This is a genomic window from Marinospirillum perlucidum (assembly GCF_003336805.1).
Lineage (GTDB): Bacteria > Pseudomonadota > Gammaproteobacteria > Pseudomonadales > Halomonadaceae > Marinospirillum > Marinospirillum perlucidum.
In genome coordinates this window covers 1-20879 of sequence record NZ_QFWJ01000014.1, presented here as the reverse complement: position 1 = coordinate 20879, position 20879 = coordinate 1, and the positions used below count along the sequence as shown (strand labels likewise).

16 protein-coding genes, 1 rRNA gene and 1 riboswitch are annotated in these 20879 nt (G+C 54.3%); of the genes, 5 read left to right on the top strand and 12 right to left on the bottom strand.

All coding sequences use genetic code 11. The features are described from left to right. Positions 1 to 32: 32 nt before the first annotated feature. The 3 genes from DFK18_RS13960 to thiB form a co-directional block, all read right to left on the bottom strand. Entirely contained in the window at positions 33 to 662 is a 630-nt protein-coding gene (locus DFK18_RS13960; protein ID WP_162299792.1) for an ATP-binding cassette domain-containing protein, read from the bottom strand. Positions 663 to 708: 46 nt separating this feature from the next. Beyond that, positions 709 to 2259 (bottom strand): ABC transporter permease subunit, encoded by a 1551-nt coding sequence (locus tag DFK18_RS13955; protein WP_114418890.1) that lies wholly within the window; start codon positions 2257 to 2259, stop codon positions 709 to 711. A 169-nt stretch (positions 2260 to 2428) separates the two neighbouring features. Then, positions 2429 to 3427, bottom strand: a complete 999-nt coding sequence (thiB, locus tag DFK18_RS13950; RefSeq protein WP_114418889.1) for a thiamine ABC transporter substrate binding subunit — start codon at positions 3425 to 3427, stop codon at positions 2429 to 2431. A gap of 8 nt (positions 3428 to 3435) precedes the next feature. Further along, a riboswitch (TPP riboswitch) is annotated at positions 3436 to 3539 on the bottom strand. An 18-nt stretch (positions 3540 to 3557) separates the two neighbouring features. Between thiB and DFK18_RS13945 the strand changes: the two genes are divergently transcribed. Continuing rightward, the gene (locus DFK18_RS13945; protein ID WP_114418888.1) at positions 3558 to 4286 is read left to right on the top strand and encodes a phosphotransferase; all 729 of its coding nucleotides are present in this window, start codon (positions 3558 to 3560) and stop codon (positions 4284 to 4286) included. 65 nt (positions 4287 to 4351) lie between these two features. Here the strand turns inward: DFK18_RS13945 and DFK18_RS13940 are convergent, their stop codons facing one another. The 4 genes from DFK18_RS13940 to gyrA form a co-directional block, all read right to left on the bottom strand. Then, the gene (locus DFK18_RS13940) at positions 4352 to 5128 is read right to left on the bottom strand and encodes a MetQ/NlpA family ABC transporter substrate-binding protein (RefSeq protein WP_114418887.1); all 777 of its coding nucleotides are present in this window, start codon (positions 5126 to 5128) and stop codon (positions 4352 to 4354) included. Positions 5129 to 5373: 245 nt separating this feature from the next. Further along, entirely contained in the window at positions 5374 to 6039 is a 666-nt protein-coding gene (locus DFK18_RS13935) for a methionine ABC transporter permease (RefSeq protein ID WP_114418886.1), read from the bottom strand. Continuing rightward, on the bottom strand, positions 6039 to 7046 hold the full coding sequence (locus DFK18_RS13930; protein ID WP_114418885.1) for a methionine ABC transporter ATP-binding protein: 1008 nt from the start codon (positions 7044 to 7046) through the stop codon (positions 6039 to 6041). The genes DFK18_RS13935 and DFK18_RS13930 overlap by 1 nt, the downstream gene beginning before the upstream one ends. A gap of 80 nt (positions 7047 to 7126) precedes the next feature. Next, entirely contained in the window at positions 7127 to 9802 is a 2676-nt protein-coding gene (gene gyrA / locus DFK18_RS13925; RefSeq protein ID WP_114418884.1) for a DNA gyrase subunit A, read from the bottom strand. 187 nt (positions 9803 to 9989) lie between these two features. On the opposite strand from gyrA, the gene DFK18_RS13920 reads away from it, so the two are divergent. Further along, positions 9990 to 10265: a hypothetical protein gene (locus DFK18_RS13920; protein ID WP_114418883.1), complete on the top strand. Its 276-nt coding sequence runs from the start codon at positions 9990 to 9992 to the stop codon at positions 10263 to 10265. Between the two features lie 7 nt (positions 10266 to 10272). On the opposite strand, the gene DFK18_RS13915 is transcribed toward DFK18_RS13920, so the two are convergent. The 4 genes from DFK18_RS13915 to DFK18_RS13900 form a co-directional block, all read right to left on the bottom strand. Next, positions 10273 to 11961: a diguanylate cyclase gene (locus DFK18_RS13915; RefSeq protein WP_114418882.1), complete on the bottom strand. Its 1689-nt coding sequence runs from the start codon at positions 11959 to 11961 to the stop codon at positions 10273 to 10275. A gap of 94 nt (positions 11962 to 12055) precedes the next feature. Continuing rightward, positions 12056 to 12859: a potassium channel family protein gene (locus DFK18_RS13910; protein WP_114418881.1), complete on the bottom strand. Its 804-nt coding sequence runs from the start codon at positions 12857 to 12859 to the stop codon at positions 12056 to 12058. A gap of 34 nt (positions 12860 to 12893) precedes the next feature. Further along, on the bottom strand, positions 12894 to 14288 hold the full coding sequence (cysS, locus tag DFK18_RS13905; protein WP_178006194.1) for a cysteine--tRNA ligase: 1395 nt from the start codon (positions 14286 to 14288) through the stop codon (positions 12894 to 12896). Between the two features lie 19 nt (positions 14289 to 14307). Further along, positions 14308 to 15996 carry a glutamine--tRNA ligase/YqeY domain fusion protein gene (locus DFK18_RS13900; RefSeq protein WP_114418879.1) on the bottom strand — a complete coding sequence of 563 codons (1689 nt, stop codon included), beginning with the start codon at positions 15994 to 15996 and terminating at the stop codon, positions 14308 to 14310. Between the two features lie 118 nt (positions 15997 to 16114). On the opposite strand from DFK18_RS13900, the gene DFK18_RS13895 reads away from it, so the two are divergent. The 3 genes from DFK18_RS13895 (at position 16115) to DFK18_RS13885 (ending at position 19950) form a co-directional block, all read left to right on the top strand. Further along, positions 16115 to 16630: a peptidylprolyl isomerase gene (locus DFK18_RS13895; RefSeq protein WP_114418878.1), complete on the top strand. Its 516-nt coding sequence runs from the start codon at positions 16115 to 16117 to the stop codon at positions 16628 to 16630. Positions 16631 to 16714: 84 nt separating this feature from the next. Next, positions 16715 to 17452: a UDP-2,3-diacylglucosamine diphosphatase gene (locus DFK18_RS13890; protein ID WP_114418877.1), complete on the top strand. Its 738-nt coding sequence runs from the start codon at positions 16715 to 16717 to the stop codon at positions 17450 to 17452. Positions 17453 to 17787: 335 nt separating this feature from the next. After that, complete coding sequence (locus DFK18_RS13885; protein WP_114418876.1) at positions 17788 to 19950, top strand: methyl-accepting chemotaxis protein; 2163 nt, start codon at positions 17788 to 17790, stop codon at positions 19948 to 19950. A 640-nt stretch (positions 19951 to 20590) separates the two neighbouring features. Here DFK18_RS13885 and rrf read toward each other — a convergent pair. After that, a 5S ribosomal RNA gene (gene rrf, locus DFK18_RS13875) occupies positions 20591 to 20706 on the bottom strand. Positions 20707 to 20879 lie beyond the last annotated feature (173 nt).

The window sequence follows — 20879 nt, the reverse complement described above, 5'->3', positions numbered from 1 at the left end:
AAAGCGCCTGCCGCTTAAGGACTTCAGGCCACTCAGCTCAACAACAGCTGCCGGTCACCCAAACGCTCGGCATCTTCATGGCGATGGCTCACTAACAAGGCTGCTCGCTTGCTGCTGCGTATTTCCTCGCGAATCCAGTCTCCGGCCAGTTGACGACTGGCATCATCCAGAGCACTGAAGGGTTCATCCAGAAGCACCAGCGGTTGAGGTCGCAGGACGGTGCGTATCAATGCCAACCGCTGTCGCTGCCCCCCGGAAAGTGAACCGGGTTTTTGTTGCAGATAGGCTTCCACCCCCAGCAAGCAAGCGGCTGTTTGCAGTTTTTCCAGCTGCTGTGCATCCGGCCGTGCCTGAGGAAAACCCAGTTGCAAATTCTCCATTACCGTCAGGTGTTCAAAAAAGTTCTGCTGTTGAAACATCAACGAAACCGGTCTTTTTTCCACCGGCCAGGCCGCCACTGACTGACCGGCAATCACCAGTTCACCCGCTTCCAGGGGCACAAAACCGGCCAGGGCTTCCAGCAGCGTGGTCTTGCCGCATCCGCTCGGCCCTTGAACCACGGCCACCTCACCGGCCTCTAGGTTGAAGTCCTGCTGCCATTGCCGGTTTCCACGGCGAATCTGCAGGGATTTGGCTTCAACGAGTAATTCTGGAGCAGACACCTTCTTCACACCTCTTCTAGCCTTGGGTTTAATCCGACCCTTGCTCTCATGTTTGCCGTTCACGAACATCCAGCAGCATTAAAGCCAGAAAAGCCAGCAGCAATAACCACAGGGAGGCCACAGCAGCCTGGGTTAGCTGGTAGCTGCCCGCCAGGTCATAAATCAACCAGGGCAGCGTCTGCTGACCCGGCTGGCCAAAGATACCAAAGATGGCAAAATCTCCCAGCGTCAGCACCAGACAGAGACCCGCCACCCGCATCAAAGCCGGACGCATAAAGGGCAGGATCACCCGTCGCCAGTGCACCCAGGGCGAGAGGGCCAGACTGGCTGCCAGCCGCTGGTAATTGGCCTGGTATTCATACACCAGAGGACGCAACTGGGAAAATGCAAAAGGTAGAGCAACCAGACTGTTCAAGGCAATCACAGCCACCCAGCCGTGTTCCAGCCAGTTAACCCGCTGCATAAAAAAGATGTAGATGCCCACGGAGAGTACCATTCCCGGAATCACCAGATGGTGCAAAGCGGCAAACTGAATCACTCGCTTGAGCGTTGGTGATTGCATCCGCCCCGCCTGCCAGGCCAGATAAGCGGCTAGCAAGAGCGCCAGTAGACTGGCACTCAAGGCAAAAAACAGCGACCAGCCACTGGCCTCCAATAGCGCTGCCCAGGGAATACTCGACCAACCCCGGCCCACGGCAGATGGCAGGAGGCTTATCAGCGGCAGTGCTAGAAAGATCCCGGTCAGGGCATAGACCAGCCGCCCCACCCAAACCACCAGCGGCGGGCTGACTGGCTTCCAGGCTTGCTGATCAGCCGCTGGTGCCAGCCATTCCAGACGACCACTGCGATAAAAAAACCAGAAGGCACTACCGGCCAGAAGCAATTGGGTTGCCGCCAGAAAAAGCGCTTCGGAAGGATTGAAGTTGTATTTCAGTGCCTGGTAGATGGCCACTTCCAGGGTGCTGGTGGCCGGACCACCACCCAAGGCCAGCACCACGGCAAAGCTGTTAAAGCACAGCAGGAAGATAAACCCGAACACCGAAGGCAGGAGGCCACGCAACACCGGCCATTCCACCAGCCGGAAACGCTGCCAGGGGCTCAGGTGCAGTTGCGCAGCCAGCTGCCAGGCCGAAGCAGGAATCGCCGCCCACTGAAAACTCAGCACCCGGGCCGCAAAGGGCAGGTTCAAAAACACATGGGCCAGGAGAATCCCGCCCAGGCCATAGAGCTGCCAACTGCTGCCCAGCCAGGGTGTCAGCCAGCCCGAACGCCCGAAAACGATCACCAAGCCGGTGATCAGGATCAGGCTGGGCATGACAAAACACAAAAGACACCAACGCAGAAAAAAAGCCTTGCCCGGCAGCTGTTGATCCAAAGCCAGACTGCGGGCCAGGGGCAGCGCCAGCCCCACCGACAGGAGGCTACTCAAGAAGGCCTGCCAGGCCGTGAACTTGAGCAGCTGCCAGAACCAGGGGTCCTGCCAGAGGTGGACATCCGGCGCGGCCTCCCAGCCGGTTAGGGCCAATAAGGCCAACGCGCTGGCACCCAGCAGAAAAGTCAGAGCCAACAACAGAGGCAAGCGGGGAAGGTGACTCATAATGAGCAATCAGTAGAGCCAAGAGTGCATAACCACAGGGGTTCAGCGTGCAACTTGTCAGGCTGGCTGCAACAGGAAGTTGCAGCCAGAGCGCACAGGGATGTATTCACGCGTCCTGACAAGTTCGTGCCTGAGTCCCCGGCCAATAAATCCGGAGTCCTAGAGACGCTCACTGGCTGACAGCACTGCGCCATTCACGAATCCAGGCCTGGCGCTGTTGATGGATTTCTTCGGGGGTAAAGCCAACGGCCTGGGGGCGAATCAGCTCGTCAAAAGCCGCTGGCAGGTTGACATCTTCAATCACCGGCAGCATCCAGTTGGTAACCGGCAGGATTTCCTGGGCCTGCTGGCTAACCAGAAACTGTAGAAAATCCCTGGCCAACTCCGGCTGATCGCTATGGGGGCTGACTGCAGCCACCTCGATCTGGCGAGGATGCCCCTCGCTGAAGGCAGCCGCTCGGTAGCGATTGCTGTCTTCGGCCACCTGATGATAGGCCGGTGAGGTGGTATAGCTGAGTACGTAATCCGCCTCACCTTCCAAAAAGAGGCTGTAGGCCTCGGACCAACCTTTGGTCACGGTCACCGTCTGTTCACTCAGGGTCTGCCAGGCTTGACTTACTTCTTCGCCATAGAGGGCCTGCATCCAGATCAACAAGCCCTGCCCTGGCGTGCTGGTACGCGGGTCCTGATAGATTACACTGGCATCCGAGGCCAGCAATTCCTGCATGGAGGAAACCGGCTGAGTCTTTTCGCTATCGAAAATAAAGGCAAAGTAGCCAAAATCAAAAGGGATAAAGAACTCATCCTGCCAGTCCAGCTCCGCTTTGAGATCCAGCTCAGCCAGATCCAACTGATGGTCGGCCACCAGGTTCAGCTGTTTGGCCTCCTCGATCAGGGCATCATCCAGCCCGACAATGACATCGGCCTGGGTTGAAGCTCCTTCCAGGCGCAGCCGATTCAAGAGACTGACCCCATCATCAGCACTGATGTAATTGATCTGGCAGTCGCACTCAGCTTCAAAGGCTTCGCGCAGCTGACCGCCCGGCCCCCATTCACTGGTAAAAGAACTGTAGGTATAAACGGTCAGTGACTGCTCGGCAGCCACCGCAGAAAAAGGCGAGAGAGCAAGCAGCAAACCCGCTGCCCGCAGAAAGTTGTTTTCAAGCATTGTATAGAACCCTGTATCATCCCACTCCCTACGCCGGTATTAACCGGATCAGGTTCAGCGGGTAGAATTTCTCAGCCCGTTGTTATGACAACCGGCACCCCGATGAGACAGTCACCATTGTAGCTGAAAAATGCATTTAAACCTGCCCCCTCTCGCCACCGATTTACAACCCCTGGAGCCGCCGGAGTTTCTGGCCCAGGGCACCGGCAATGATCACTGGCTGCTGATCTGCGCCCGAGGGCGGCTGGTGTGGCGGCAGTTTGGTCAGGCACCGGGCAGTAATCACCGCCGTGAAACTCGGATACTGCAGCAACTTCAGGGATTTTCCTGGGCACCCGAGCTGATCCAGGCCTGGCCGGATCACGGACTTTTATGTCGCCAACATCCCGGTTATCACCCCCAGAGGTCACAGTTAAGTTCAGCCGCCAGACAGCAACTCTTGCAACTGGTCACAGAACTCTGGCAACAACCCTGCCGCCACCTGGAGGCTCAGGATTATCCTGCCCTGATTAACGATTACTGGAAGAAAACCGGCAAAGCAGCCCAGCTACAACCCCTGGCTGAACGTCTTTACCAGAAGGCCGCAGCCTGGCCGGACTCCCTCTACCTGACCCACCATGACCTGCATGCAGGCAATCTGCTCCTGCATAAGGATGCTTGGACACTCCTCGATTGGGAATATGCTGCACCCGGCAACCCCTGGATCGATGCCGTCTCCCTGGATCGCTGGCTGCAATTAACGGCGAGAGAAAAAAACTTGTTACAGCAAAACCTGCCTCCACTGCCCTGTAATAACCCCTGGGACAGCATGGCAACCTGGCTGGAAGATCTGGATAAACTCTGGCAGGCCGCGATTTAAACAGGCATAAAAAAACCGCCTGCGATAACGTCAGGCGGTTTGAATAAAGATCCTGAAAAAAACGATCAGAAGGCGGGAACCACGGCACCCTTGTAGTTTTCTTCAATAAAGGCTTTGACCGCATCGCTTTGCAGGGCTGTAACCAGCTTTTGCAGGCGCTCGTCATCCTGGCGATCTTCACGACTGACCAGAATATTAACGTAGGGAGACGCAGGGCCTTCCAACACCAGGGCATCCTGAGTCGGGTTAAGACCGGCTTCCAGGGCATAGTTGGTGTTGATCAAAGCCAGGTCGACCTGACCCAGAACGCGCGGCAAGGTGGCTGCTTCCAGCTCACGAAAACGCAGGTTCTTGGGGTTACTGACGATATCGCGGGGTGTTGCCGTAATACCGGCTTCTTCGGCAATTTCGATCAGACCCGCTTCCTGCAGCAGCAGAAGGGCACGACCGCCGTTGGTGGCATCATTAGGCAGAACCACCTGAGCCCCTTCAGGCAGGGCATCCAGGCTGTCATGGCGGTTGGAATAGGCACCGAAAGGCTCGACATGAATGCCAGCCAGGCTGACCAGATTGGCATCACGGCTGCGATTGTATTCATTCAGGTAAGGCTGGTGCTGAAAGAAGTTGGCATCCAGGCGACCTTCGCTGACCTGTACATTGGGCTGCACATAGTCGGTAAAAACACGCACCTGCAGATCAATACCTTCTTCAGCCAGGGCCGGTTTGATAAATTCCAGCAGTTCGGCATGAGGAACCGCTGTGGCAGCGACTTCCAGTTTTTCGGCCTGGGCCGCCAGAGAAAAACCGGTTAAAAGCAGCAAGGCTGCGAGAAGTTTCTTCATTTGTATCTATCTCCTTGTGAGAGTCTAAGAAACCACTGATAAACTATTGCGCTTGTTTATTCTGCGTTGAAATTGGCCTCAAAATGCTCATTTACTCATTGTAAACTCCGCTTTTTCGTTCAATTTCGCTGGCGACCTACACGGATGTAGGAAGTGCTGGAATTTATCAGGAATAAATTCAGCCCTAAACTTCGCTCATCACGTTGATCAGAGGTTCTTCAGGCAAATATCAGCTGGATCACAGCTTATTTGCGTGAAAAGTGGACCACCAGGCGATCCCCGAGGGATTGCAACAACTGCACCAGTACCAGCAGCAGGAGCACCGTGACGACCATCACATCGGTCTGAAAGCGCTGGTAACCATAGCGGATAGCCAGGTCACCCAGACCTCCTGCTCCCACGGCTCCGGCCATGGCGGTGTAGGACACCAGGGTAATCGCCGTTACCGTAGTGGCGGCAATAATACCCGGACGCGCTTCCGGCAACAAAGCATTAAAAATTATTTGCTTAGTCGTTGCGCCCATGGCCTGGGTGGCTTCAATAATGCCCCGATCCACTTCACGCAGGGCGGTTTCCACCAAGCGGGCAAAGAAGGGCGTTGCCCCGACGACCAGGGGTGGAATGGCACCTGCCACCCCCAGAGAAGTGCCGGTAATCAGAACCGTAATGGGGATCATCACGATCATCAGGATAATAAACGGCAGTGAGCGCAGAATATTGGTAATCAGCGAAAGGATGGCGTAGAAGCCCTTCTGGGCGAAGAGCTGCCGGGGACCGGTCAAAAACAACAACACGCCCAGCGGCAAGCCGAACAGGAGGGTAAAAAACAGCGAGCCGCCCAGCATCCACAGGGTTTCCTGGGTGGCCATCCAGATTTGATAGGCATCGATATTACTAAAGAATTGGTTCATCAGCGCAACTCCTCCAGGTGGACACCGGCATCCTGCAAGCGTTGACGGGCTGCTTCCAGATCCCCGCCTTTGAAGGCCACGGTCAGTTGGCCATAGGGCAGATCACGAATGCGATCAATACGACCAGCCAGCAGGGTGAAATCCACCCCGGTTTGACGGGCCACCTCGGCCAAAAGGGGTTCGTAGGTGGTCTCTCCCTTGAAGGTTAACCGCAGAATACGGCCTTCTACCCGGTCAAAATCTTCATGCAGTTTTTCTTCGTTCATCTGCTCGGCTTCCTGCACAAACCTTTGCGTGGTGGGATGCTGGGGGTGCAGAAAGACTTCGGAAACCGGCCCCTGCTCCACCAGCTCACCGGCATCCAGAACAGCAACCTGATCACAGATGCGGCGGATGACATCCATCTCGTGAGTAATCAAGACCAGGGTCAGACCCAGTTCACGGTTGATTTCATTGAGCAGATCCAGCACCTGGGCCGTGGTCTGGGGGTCCAGTGCACTGGTGGCCTCGTCACACAAAAGGATCTTGGGGTCGGTCGCCAGCGCCCGAGCAATGCCCACCCGCTGTTTCTGGCCACCGGATAGCTGGGCAGGGTATTTATTGGCCTGGTCTTCCAGACCCACGCGCTGCAGCAATCGCTGCACCTTGTCGCGAATCTGCTGACGGGAAAACTCACCGGCCAGCTTGAGGGGCAGAGCAACATTGTCAGCCACGGTTTGTGAGGAGAGCAGATTAAAATGCTGGAAGATCATCCCCACCTGACGGCGAAACGCCCGCAGTTCACTGGCATTGAGTTGGGTGACATCCTGACCGGCCACCTTGATTCGTCCACCACCGGGATCTTCCAGGCGGTTGATCAGACGCAGCAGGGTGGATTTACCGGCACCGGAATGGCCAATCAGGCCGTAAATCCGACCTGCAGGAATTTCCAGATCAATGGGTTTCAGGGCCTGGATTTCACGCCCCTTGGCAGCATAGGTTTTGTAAACCTGTTGAAATTCAATCACCGGATTTACCTTTTGGGTTCCAGAAAAAAATCCCGGCACCTGGCCGGGATCAAGACTTTCAAGCTGGGTGAAAAGCAGGCTTATTCTTCGCTGCTTTCCTCCCCGTTTTCGGAGATTTCTTCGTCATCCACCTCGTCATCGGCCAGATCCTGAACACGAACCGTGCCGCACAGTTTTTCCTCGTCATTCAGGCGGATCAGGGTGACCCCCTGGGTGTTACGCGAGGTAGTGGAGACTTCATCCACCCGGGTTCTGACCAGCGTGCCCCGGTTGGTGATCAGCATCATTTCTTCGCCATCTTCAACCTGAATGGCAGAAACCAGCTGGCCGTTACGCTCGCTCATCTGCATGGCGATGACACCCTGGCCACCGCGACCGCGTAGCGGGAATTCCTGCAGACGGGTGCGCTTGCCATAGCCGTTTTCCGAAGCAGTCAGGATGTAGATTGGACGATCGGCATCCACGACCGGAGCTGTTTGTTCGGTCACTGCTTCCTGTGCACCCTCTTCACCTTCGCTCTCGGCATCAATCACCGTTGAGCGGGGAATGATCAGGCTGATGACTTCGGCGGCTTCGGGCAGCTTGACCCCCCTTACACCGCGAGCAGTCCGGCCCATGCCACGAACATGACCCTCTTCAAAGCGGATGGCTTTACCCGCGCTGGTGAAGAGCATGACATGATCCTGGCCATTGGTAATGGCCGCGCCAACCAAACGATCACCTTCATCCAGATCCAGGGCAATCAGACCGCTGGAGCGTGGACGCGAGAACTGATCCAGACTGGTTTTCTTGACGGTGCCACGTGCGGTGGCCATAAACACGAAATAGTCTTCGCGGTATTCGCGCACCGGCAGGATGGTGGTAATCAATTCGCCTTCTTCCAGAGGCAAGAGATTGACCAGAGGCCGTCCACGGGAACCACGACTACCGACCGGCACATCATAGACCTTCAGCCAGTAGACCTTGCCGCGTGTGGAAAAGAGCAGCACGGTATCGTGAGTCGAAGCCACCAGCAGGTGCTCGATTACATCCTCGTCTTTCATGGCCGTGGCCGACTTGCCGCGACCACCACGGCGCTGGGCACGATAGTCACTCAGCGGCTGGGTCTTGGCATAGCCACTGCGGGACAGGGTAAAGACCATGTCTTCCTCAGCAATCAGGTCTTCCATGGAGAAGTCCTGACGGCTGGCAATGATTTCACTGCGACGTGGATCGGAGTATTCGTTGCGAATGGCGGTCAATTCTTCACGAATCACCTGCATCAACAGAGCAGGATCAGCGAGAATAGCCAGGAATTCAGCAATTTTTTCCAGGAGTTCACGGTATTCAGTCAGGAGCTTTTCATGCTCCATACCCGTCAGGCGATGCAAGCGCAGATCCAGAATGGCCTGGGCCTGAACCGGTGACAGGCGGTAAACCTCCTGGTTTTCACTCAAGCCCAAGCCTTCTTCCAGGTGGTCCGGCTTGCAGGCATCCGCACCGGCTCTTTCCAGCATCTGCACCACTTGACCGGGTTTCCAGGCTTCGGCCAGGAGGGCTTCCTTGGCTTCGGCAGAAGTCGGGGAAGCCTTGATCAGTTCAATCACCGGATCAATATTGGCCAGGGCAATCGCCAGACCTTCGAGAACATGGCCACGCTCGCGCGCCTTGCGTAGTTCGTAAACCGTGCGGCGGGTGACCACTTCCTGACGATGGCGGATAAAGGCTTCCAGCATCTGCTTCAGGTTAAGCAGCATTGGCTGGCCATCCTTGAGGGCCACCATGTTGATACCGAATACATTCTGCAGTGCGGTTTGGGCAAAGAGGTTATTCACCAGGACTTCCGGTGACTCGCCTTTTTTGACCTCAATAACGATGCGCATGCCTTCCTTGTCGGACTCATCCCGCAGTTCGGCAATGCCTTCGATTTTCTTGTCTTTGACCAGCTCGGCGATTTTTTCAATCAGACGTGCCTTGTTGAGCTGGTAGGGAATCTCGGTAAAGACGATGGCTTCACGGTTGCCAATCGTCTCCAGGTGATGCTTGGCACGCAGGTAGATGCGACCACGGCCGGTGCGATAGGCTTCGACGATACCAGCCTTGCCATTGATGATTGCACCGGTGGGAAAATCCGGGCCGGGGATGTACTCCATCAATTCATCCACGGTCAGTTCGGGTGTATCGATCAGAGCCAGACAGCCATCCACCACTTCACCCAGGTTGTGCGGGGGAATGTTGGTGGCCATGCCCACGGCGATACCGGCCGAACCATTAACCAGCAGGTTAGGCACGCGGGTTGGCAGAACCTCGGGAATTCGCTCGGTGCCATCATAGTTATCGACGTAATCAACGGTTTCCTTGTCCAGATCAGCCAGCAGCGAGTGGCTGATCTTGGCCATGCGGATTTCGGTATAACGCATGGCTGCGGCCGAGTCGCCATCGATGGAGCCAAAGTTGCCCTGACCATCAACCAGCATATAGCGCAGGGAGAAAGGCTGGGCCATACGCACGATGGTGTCGTAAACAGCAGAATCACCATGAGGGTGATATTTACCGATGACATCACCGACAACACGGGCCGATTTTTTGTAGGGCTTGTTCCAGTCGTTGTTGAGCTCGTGCATGGCATAGAGAACGCGGCGGTGAACCGGCTTCAAGCCATCACGAACGTCTGGCAGGGCGCGTCCGATAATGACGCTCATCGCATAATCAAGATAGGACTGCTTCAGCTCGTCCTCGATATTGACCGGATGGATCTCTTTGGCGATTTCAGCCATGCATCTACGTCCTTCTGAGTTTTTTATGATGTCGGCAGGATTATACCCTTTTGTCGCTCTCAGGTCATGGTTAGCAGCCTCTCTCAAGGCTGTTTTTCTTTACGCCAGAAATTACCCCCAAACCCGAAAAATCCAGTAAGATTAAGGTATGTCATCCAAGCCATAACAAGTTTAAGGAGCCTGTTTTATGAGCAGCTCAAGCGAGATTACCAAAGCCCGCGCCCTGTCTGAACTGCGCCAGTTTCTGAAGAAGCTGCTGCTGGAACCGGGCACTCTGGAACAGACCCTGGAAATCGCCAAGCGCCACTATGGCGATCACAAGATGCTGGACAAGGTCGCCGAAGACATTACCAACGAAACCCTGGTAAAAATCCCTGAAAATCCGGAAGATCGCACCACGGCAGACGAACTCTTTTTAGAGTTGCTTAAAGAAGTGGTCGAGGAAAGCCAGGCACTCTACTAAACGACCGCTAACGGGCGCAGACCACCCGGTTGCGCCCCTCCTGCTTGGCCTGGTAAAGGGCCTGATCAGCCAGATGGATCAGCTCATCCAGATCACTGCTGCCCGGGCTACCTTCAGCAACCCCGATGCTGGCGGTAATCCTGACCTTCTCTTCGCCACAACTTAGAGTTTTCTCGCGCAGTTGCTGCAAGAGGTTCTCGGCCAACTGCTGCCCCTCGACAAGATGCTGCCCCGGCAGCAGCAGAATAAACTCTTCTCCACCCCAACGAGCGGCCAAGGCACCTTCATTGAGGCTATCCGTCAAGAGACCGGCAATCCATTGCAATACCTTGTCGCCAAAAGCATGACCATGAGCATCGTTGCAGCGTTTGAAAAAATCGATGTCCATCACCAGCACTGTCACCGGTCGCAGCTGACCGGCAGGATCCTTCCACAGCTCTTCGGCCCAGTAATAAAGTGCCCGGCGATTGAACAAGGCTGTCAGCGCATCGGTATTGGCCGCCTGCTCAGCCTGCAATTGCTTTTGCTGAGAACGGCGAATCCGTGAGGCCAGAGCCAAGGCCAAAAGGGTTGCTTCTATCAGCATCCCCAGCTCGACAGCCCGAAAAGTGAACTCATTAAAGGGAATCCAGCCGGAAGTCGACAGGGTGGTAAAAAGCGTCCCCAGGGTTCCCCCCAGCATGGCGATCAAGTAGAAACGGGCACTGACACTCCCTTGGCGATAACGATACCAGCCCATGCTCAACATCAGGACGGTAAAAACCACCATAAAACTAAATGCGATCAAAAGGGCTGCAGCCTGGTTGCCGGTCATAATAGTCAACACCAGCGCCGACCACACGCTGGCTAGAATAGCCAGAACCAGCCGGTAAACACTTGTCCAATACTGGCGTATATCCAGAAAATACATCGCGAAAAACAGACCGCAGCTGGCAAATAAAATCATTAACAAGGGTTGGGCCCAACGCTGCCACTCCACAGCTTCCGGCCAGAGCCAGACAAGACCATGGCCGGTGGTGGAAAAATTCATCGCTGCAAAGCTGGCCAGATAGAGGGCATAGACCAGATGGCGGCCATCCTTGATTCCCAGGTACAAGGCGGCATTGTAGAAGATCAGGGCAAGCAGAAAACCGTAACCCAAACCGTAGGTAAACAGCCGCATGCGGGCAAAATCTTCAAAGCCTTGCTGATCCAGCAGGTAAACGGGGGCAACCCAGGGGTCAGGGGTGCTGAGGCGCATTAGCAGGGTAGTTTGCCCCGGTGCCAAGTCCAATGAAGATTCCCAGCCAGTAACCAGCAGATTACGCCCTTGGGCGGGATAATTATCACCACGGGTCAGTGTCTGAACCTTTTGCCCCTGATGGAATACGAAGATATGAATAGCATCCAGCCAGGAGGTATCAATCAGCAAGTGGCGCTGAAGGGGTTCAAGCTCCGTATTGTCCACGGTCAGGGCCAGCCAGACCGGATCGGCATTCAAACCTAAGGCTGGCGTGGCCGATTTTGCAGGCACAAACTCCCCTGTTTGCCAGAGCTGGTAGGCTTCTTCGACGCTCAAGTGGCTTTCTTCCGAATAGAGCTGCATCCAACGGCCCAGGGGTTCGGCAGGCAAACGATTTAAATCAGGCGCAGCCCCCACAGAGATGGAGAGCAGCAGTAGCAAGGGCAGGAAAAGAAGCAACAACTGCTTGCGCATGAGCCTGACTCGTCAACAAAAACAGGATTATAGTCAGGAAAAGGCTAAAAAAGTAAGTCGTAGTTCACTTAATGAATAATAACCGGAAGAAGGATCAGGTACGGCCGTGTTTTTTCTTGCGGCCACGTTTGATCTGACGCAGACGCTCCAGGCTGTTTCTCTGCTTTTGAAAAGCATCACTGAAGGCAGCCGCCAGGATACCCGTAGGCATGGCAATAATGCCGATACCCGCTACAGCGGTAAAACCGGCGAAGACCTTGCCCAGCGGTGTCAAAGGTGTGACATCGCCGTAGCCAACCGTAGTCAGGGTCGCGATACTCCACCAGAGGGCGCGGGGAATACTGCCAAAAGCCTCGGGCTGGTGACGGGCTTCCACGGCATAGAGGCAGGCAGCGGAAACCACCAGCATAAAACTGGCCAGGGCCAGACTCAGCAATAACTCGTACATGCGGGCATGCAGGGCCTGAACCAGGGACTCCCAGGCCCGACTGAAACGCCCCAGCCGGGATAAACGCAAGAGGCGCGCCACCCGTAGCAGGCGCATGGACATGGCGTTTTCCTGGATGATAAAGCCCATAAAGAAAGGTGCAATAGCAAGCAGATCTACCAGGGCCCAAAAGGAGAAGATATAACGAATGCGGCCCTTGAGCCCGTGATAACGCGGGTCTTCGCCGGCCGCATAAAGACGCAACAGGTATTCAATAGAGAAAACCAGGGCGAAGAAAACTTCGAGCTGAAAGAAGAAGCCACCAGCCACTTCTCGCAAACTGGCTTCGGTTTCCAGGACAGCAGCCAGAGAGGCCATCACGATCAAAACACAAACCAGCAGGTTCACGGGGGATAAACCGCTTCTTTTCCAGCCTTCAGGAAAAAGCTGCCGGTAGAGAGTTGCTCGCATCAGTCCTGGTTCCTTTTGCCCTTAGAATTTCAACTCATGCCCGAGTCCAGGTGGTTCCATCTTTATTGTCCTTGAGCAGGATTCCCTGGGCAGCCAGATCATCACGGATCCGGTCGGCCTCGGCAAAATCTCTTTCCTGCTTGGCCAGAAGACGCTTCTCGATCAGTGTCTCGATCACATCGGGATTGATGCTGGCCTGCTCGTCCTGACCTTGCAAGAAGGCCTGGGGTTTTTGTTGCAACAGGCCCAGCACATCACCCAAGTCCAGCAGTTCAGCTGCCAGAGCCGCTGCCAGATCAGCATCCTCAGCTTCACGGGCACGGTTCAGCTCACGGGTCAGATCAAAGAGAACAGCCAGGGCTTCAGGGGTATTAAAGTCGTCATCCATGGCGGCAAAGAAATCCTCACGCCAGGAACCCACTTCTTGCAATCCGGCTGCCGCTGCCTGAGGCTGAATAGCATCCAGAGCAGTATAAAAACGCTCCAGGGATTTACGTGCATCCTTGAGCGCGGAATCCGCATAGTTGATGGCCGAGCGGTAATGACTGGAAAGCAGTAGATAGCGAACCACCTCGGGATCATGCTTTTCCAGAATTTCACGAATGGTGAAGAAATTGCCCAGTGACTTGGACATTTTTTCTTCATCCACGCGCACAGCACCGGCATGCATCCAGGTATTGGCGTATTTTTGCCCGGTGGCTGCTTCACTTTGCGCAATTTCGTTTTCATGATGCGGGAAGGGCAAATCCGGCCCACCACCATGAATATCAAAAGTATTGCCCAGGCAGCAGGTCGACATGGCCGAGCACTCAATGTGCCAGCCCGGACGCCCTTCACCCCAGGGCGAAGACCAGCTGATTTCGCCCGGCTTGGCCGCTTTCCAGAGAACAAAATCCAGGGGATCTTCCTTGTGGCTGTCCACCTCGACTCGGGAGCCAGCCTGGAGATCATCCAGATTGCGATTGGTCAGCTGACCATAGTTGGCAAATTTGCGCACCCGGTAATAGACGTCACCATTGCTGGCGGCATAGGCATAGCCCTTGTCTTCCAGGGTTTTAATCAGGTTGAGGATATCCTCGATATGCGCTGTGGCCCTTGGTTCGGAATCCGGACGCAGCACTCCCAGGCGGTCTTCATCTTCATGCATAGCAGCAATCATGCGCTCGGTCAGCTGGCTGATTTCTTCGTTATTCTCATCAGCACGCTTGAGGATTTTATCGTCAATATCGGTGATATTACGTACGTAATTGACGTCATAACCCCGGGCTCTCAGGTAGCGGGTAATCATGTCAAACACCACCATCACCCGGGCATGGCCCAGATGGCAGAGGTCATAGACAGTCACGCCACAGACATACATCTTGATTTTACCCGCTTCAAGCGGTGCCAGAACTTCCTTCTGGCGGGTCAGGGTGTTGTAGACGGTAATCTCGGGTAGTTGACTCATATTAGCCCTGTTTTTTCTGCATTTTGGCCCAGGAATCCTTGAGGCTGACAGTACGGTTGAAAACCAGCTTGCCGTTTTCCGGCTGGTGGTCATGACGGTCAGCGCAGAAGTAGCCCACCCGCTCGAACTGGAAGTGGTCTTCAGCTCCCGCCTGCGCCAGGCTGGGTTCACAGATGGCATCAACACGGCTCAGGGAATCCGGATTCAGGTGCTCCAGAAAATCCTTGTCCTTGTCAGCATCCGGGGTTTCCACCTGGAAGAGGTTGTCATAAAGACGCACCTCGGCAGGCACTCCTTTATCGGCACTGACCCAGTGCACGACGCCTTTCACCTTACGCCCTTCCGGGTTCTTGCCCAGGGTATCGGGATCATAGGAGCAGCGCAGTTCGATGATTTCGCCTTGATCATCCTTGATGACTTCATCACAACGAATCACCCAGGCATTGCGCAGGCGAACCTCCTTGCCCGGTGCCAGACGGAAGAACTTCTTGGGTGGCTCTTCCATAAAATCGTTGCGATCAATAAAGAGTTCGCGAGTGAAAGGCAGTTGGCGTTCACCCAGATCATCCCGGGCCGGATGAGAAGGCGAAGTCAGTATCTCTTCACGGCCTTCTTCCCAGTTGGTAATCACAATTTTCAGAGGGTTCAGTACCACCATGCCGCGCCGGGCATTGTGTTCCAGGTCATTGCGCAGGGCAAAGTAGAGCATGTTGATGTCCACCACCCCACCAGCGCGGTTTACCCCGACCAGATCACAAAAATCGCGAATGGATTTGGGAGTAAAGCCACGGCGGCGCATCCCGGAAATGGTGGGCATGCGCGGGTCATCCCAGCCATCGACGATTCCCTCGTCCACCAGCAGCTTGAGCTTACGCTTGGAAGTTACCGTGTAGTTGAGGTTCAGACGCGCAAATTCAGTCTGCACCGGCTTACAGGGAACCGGCAGATTTTCCAAGAACCACTCGTAAAGAGGCCGGTGATCTTCAAATTCCAGGGTACAGAGGGAATGAGTAATCCCTTCAATCGCATCCGACTGGCCATGGGTAAAGTCATAGCTGGGATAGATGCACCAGCGATCACCGGTCTGGTGGTGGTGTTGATGGCGGATACGATAAAGAATGGGATCACGCAGGTTGATATTGGGCGCCGCCATGTCGATCTTGGCTCGCAGCACCTTGGCCCCATTGGGGTAGTCACCGGCACGCATCTTTTCAAATTCGGCCAGGTTCTCTTCCACAGAGCGTTCCCGATAGGGACTGTTTTTACCCGGTTCGGTCAGAGTGCCGCGGTATTCACGCATCTGTTCGGCATCCAGCTCACAGACATAGGCCTTGCCAGCCTTGATCAAATGCAACGCCCAGTCATACAGCTGGTCAAAATAGTTGGATGCAAAGCGGACATCACCAGCCCACTCGAATCCCAGCCAGCGGATATCTTCCTGAATGGCATCAATAAAAACCTGGCTTTCCTTTTCCGGGTTGGTGTCATCAAAACGCAGGTGGCAATCACCGCCAAATTCTTCAGCAATGCCGAAATTCAAACAAATACTCTTGGCGTGGCCGACGTGCAGGTAACCATTGGGTTCCGGTGGAAAACGGGTCACGACTTTTTGTTGCTGACCCGCTTCGCGCTGCTGTTTGATTAGCGTACGGATAAAATTGGATGCAGCAGAAATTTCGGCCTGGCTCATAGCTCTCGCTTCTTAACGGGTTGGTGAATAAAAGCAAAGACGGTTATTATAACAGGATGCAGGCTGACTGCGAGTCGCCCCGCTTTTTATATGTTTTTGATAACCATGGAGTACACCTGTGCCAGCTACCAACCCCCAGGTTCGCCTGACCACCAACAAGGGTAACATCACCCTGGAACTCAACGCCGAGAAAGCCCCGCAAACGGTTGCCAACTTCCTGAGCTACGTGGAAAACGGCCACTATGACGGCACCATCTTCCACCGGGTGATCAGCAACTTCATGATCCAGGGTGGCGGTTTTGATACCGACTTCAACCAGAAGCCTGCCCCCAACACCGTAGAAAACGAAGCTGATAACGGCCTGCCCAATGTAACCGGCGCCGTCGCCATGGCCCGCACCATGGACCCTCATTCGGCCAGCGCCCAGTTCTTTATCAACGTCAAGGACAATGACTTTCTGAACCACACCAGCAAAACACCACAAGGCTGGGGCTATGCGGTTTTTGGTCAAGTCATTGAAGGCATGGATGTGGTCGAGGAAATCAAAGCTGTTCCTACCGGTAGTCGCATGGGCCATCAGGATGTCCCTACTGAAGATATCGTGATTGAAAAGGCCGAAGTCATTAATCAATGATTTTTGTCGGTACAAACGGAGCAACCTGCGTTTTGAGCGTCAGATCCCTGCAGCAGCCAGCCTGCAGACGTTTTTGAGGTGAGAATGCTGCTGTTTATCTCTGATCTGCATCTACAGGAAGACCGCCCCCGGTTAACCCGGGGGTTTCTTGATTTTCTTGAAGGCGATGCCACCCAGGCTGAAGCCCTGTATATTTTGGGCGACTTTTTTGATGTCTGGATTGGCGATGACGCCATGACCCCCTTTCACCAAAAGATCGCTACCAGCCTGAAAAAACTGGCTGACCAGGGCACCCGCATTTATTTAATGCACGGAAATCGTGACTTTCTTCTGGGTCAGGATTTCTGCCGCCAGGCTGGCTGTCAGCTGCTAAAAGACCCCTGCATCATCCAGCCCTTCTCCCGGCCTTATCTACTCAGCCACGGCGATCTGCTGTGCACGGATGATGTCGACTATCAGCGAATGCGTCGAATTCTGCGTAATCCTCTGGTCAGTTTTATATTGACTCATCTGCCTCTTCGTTGGCGACAAAAACTGGCCCGCAAGGCTCGCCAGACCAGTCAGCTAAAAACACGTACCAAGGCCGACAGGATCACTGAAGCCAATCCTCAGGCCATCAGGGATTTAATGGCAAGCCATCAAGTCACGGATCTGATCCACGGCCACACTCATCGACCGGCCACCCATGAATTCAACCTGGATATGCCCGGTACCGATCCCCAGACAGCCACCCGCTATGTACTGGGCGACTGGAGTGATGACCAGGGCTGGAAGCTGGAAATGACCCCCGACACCCTACAACTGCAAGCCTTCAGTTTTTAATCCCTTTACTACCCCTCCTTCCACTACCCCCTACTCCAAAGCACCTATTTAGTGCACCTTGAGTACACTCAAGAACCAGCCACGTCTTTCTTTCAGGAAAGCTCGCACCATCAGAACGCACAACAAAGGGAGCTATTTTTTCATTTTTCTGCACAAACGCACCAGAATAGAGCAGAAATCTGTGGGAATTGCTTTTAAAAGGTCTAACTGATTGAAATAAAAGCTTTTAAAAAACTGGTATGGCTTTTGCTATAAACAAGTCATAGGTTGATGCAGATCAAACAATAACAGCATCGATAAATAATGACTTCTATCCATGCAACGGAGTAATGGCAATGACGCAATTGCAAAGCCATAGAATGAATCTTTCCAGTGCAGAAAAACGCTGGCTGCCAGTTTTCGGCGGCAACGGTAAACTGAAACTGGGCTGGAGCTGCTTTCTTAACCGTCAGCTCTATCCAGTCATTGAGCAAATTTTTGAAGGAGTTGCTGCCACGCGTGTCAAACTGATTCATGAATGGGTCGGTAGCCACTGGAAGCATCTGGAAGAACTGGCTGATCTTCTCGCCACCGATGATGCAGAAAAATTGACCGAGCAGCTGGAACACAAGAAAAAACAGCTATCCGATTTATCCGAGCTTTTCTTTGTCACTGATGAAGGGCAGATTGCCTACTCAACATCCAGACAACGTGAAGGCAGCAGTCACCAGGGCCCCACCCTAAGTTCTGCTCTTCAGCAGGGTTTGCAAAAACCTTTTTTGCATGGCCCCTATTCGGATTCCACCACCCTGGATCTTGGCCCTTCGACATCAAGTTTTCACGATGCCATCACGCTGATGTTCTACCAGCCTGTCGTCCGTGATGGTCAGACACTCGGCTGTATCTGCGCTCGCGTGCCTAATGATGTATTGGGTGATTTAATTCAACGCGAAGCCGGCCACGTCTATCCGGAGTCCGGTGACAACTATATCTTTATGGTGGAGTCTCGTTTCGACCAGTCCATCCAGCCGGGTACCGCTCTGTCACGCTCACGTTTTGAAGACAGCACCTTTTCCCACGGTGAAAACCTCAAGGACGGTATTCACACCAAGTGGGGTACTGTGAGTGTCCAGAAGCATACTGAGCTGGAATTGCGCTTTACCGACCCGGCCACCGGTAATCTTCACCCCGGCGTTCGTGAAACCATCGCCAACGGCAGTAACCTTTTTATCACCTACCCGGGCTATTCTGACTATCGCCATATTCCGGTTATCGGCAAAGGGGTAACCTTCCAGCTACCCGGTTCACCCGATCGCTGGGGCATGATGTGTGAGGGTGACCTGGAAGAGGTCTATCGCCGTCGTTCCATCAGTGTCGGGTTGATGAATACCTATCTGCTGACAGTAGCTGGCTTCCTGGGCGCAACCACCCTGTTGCACACCTATGCACCGCTATCCACCTTGCCGATCCTGGCCATCAATTCGGCCATGTTGTTGGTCTCTGCCTGGATTTTTGCCAAACAGGGCCCCAAGAAGGTCTCCGAGCGGCTGAGAACCACCACCAAGATCATCCGTACGCTGGCAGAAGGGGAAGGCAACCTGATGCAGCGTCTGGATACAGAGAAGCTTTCCAAGGATGAAACCGGCAGCATGGGCCGCTGGCTTAACAGCTTTCTCGACAGTCTGGATGGCATTATGGGCCAGGTGATCTACACCACGGAAACTGTCAGCTCCAGCAATGACACCATGATCGAGCGTACCCAACAGGCCAGCCAGACCAGTCATGAAGTGAATGAAGTAATCAACAAGATGCTCAGTCTGGTGGAAGATCAGGTCGGTGAAATCCAGCAGGCCAGCGAAACGGCCAAAACCATGAAGAAAGCCATGGATGATGTGGTCGAGCAGGCACGTGAGCAGTATGAAAGTGCACGCACCAGTACTCTGAGTATTCGCAAGGTCGTGGATACCACGGCTCAACGAGTACAGAAGCTGGATAGCCGCATGGGTGATATCGGTGAAATCGTCGAGATGATTACCGAGATCACCAACCAGACTAATCTTCTGGCTCTAAATGCGGCGATTGAGGCTGCACGTGCCGGTGAAGCAGGACGCGGCTTTGCCGTGGTTGCGGATGAAGTGCGCTCTCTGGCCACCCGAACCGCTGAAGCCGCCGGCGATATTCAGGAAACAGTCACTGGCCTGCAAAATGAAACTCGCAGTGCCGTGGAATACATGGAGGATGGCGTCGAAGAGGTTGATGCCCGCCTGCGTGAAGCTGAAAAGAACACCAGCGAGAATACCGAACTGCACCAGGCCGTCGAACAGATGTTTAACATCATCACCCAGCTGAGTGAGCGCAGTGAATTCTACGGCTCTTCAATCCGCCAGGTGGAAGTAGCCTCCGGTGAGATGTCCAACGTCATGGATGAACTGCAAACATCAGCCAGTCACGTACGTCACTCCACCCGTACGCTACAGCAGCTGGTGGGCAAATTTACCGTCAGTCAGCAAAACCGCTAACCTGCAAAGCCCGGCTACGGCCGGGCTACTCCCTCAAGGCTTGAAGCCTGACCCAGCCAAAGCCTCTACTACCGCTTGAAGCCAAGCATTGAACCTCAAAAAGCCACTTCCCCTCCTCCCTTGCGACTAACATCCCATGACTCATCTCGGATCTTGGCATAACTCGATCAGCCAAGACATTAGCAGCAGGCCAACCAGTTCTAGCCCTGATCAAGCCTTTGAAGACTCTCTGCGCAGGTAATAGATTGCTGACCCAGTTGCTGTGTAATAAGAGCTAAGAATCCAGAGTATGAAGCTATCTAAACCAGGGGCTGGAATACAAAACCCGCAAACGCAAAGACAGAAGTTTCGCGCTCACGCGGGACACCAACCATCAGAAAAGCTAGCTATTGCGGAGAGCGAGGTTCTTCTTATGACAAGCATAAAAAAACCCCTTGAGCAGTGCTCAAGGGGTTTAGTAGAGGTGCCCGACGATGACCTACTTTATTCGCACCGTCCCTGGGCGCTCACCCTTCGGGCCGTCCTTCGGCCGTTCTGATGCGTTCCCGACGCATCAGTCACCTGGGCAGGTTCAAGTAGTTCCTTTTCAGCATAAAAAAATCCCCCTGACTCATGGAGTCAGAGGGATTATCTTATAGGTGCCTGACGATGACCTACTTTCACATGGGGAGGCCCCACACTATCATCGGCGCTGAGTGGTTTCACTACTGAGTTCGGCAAGGGATCAGGTGGTTCCCACTCGCTAAGGTCGTCAGGCGTAACGGGTTGGAAGCTGGCATTTAGCCAACATCCTAAAAAGGGGCAAGATTCAAGTTTTGGCTATCGCCAGTCTGCGTCAGTCTCTTACGTATCCGTCAAAATCTGTTGATCAGTCTTGATCGTATAAAACCGCTTGGGTGTTATATGGTCAAGCCTCACGGGTCATTAGT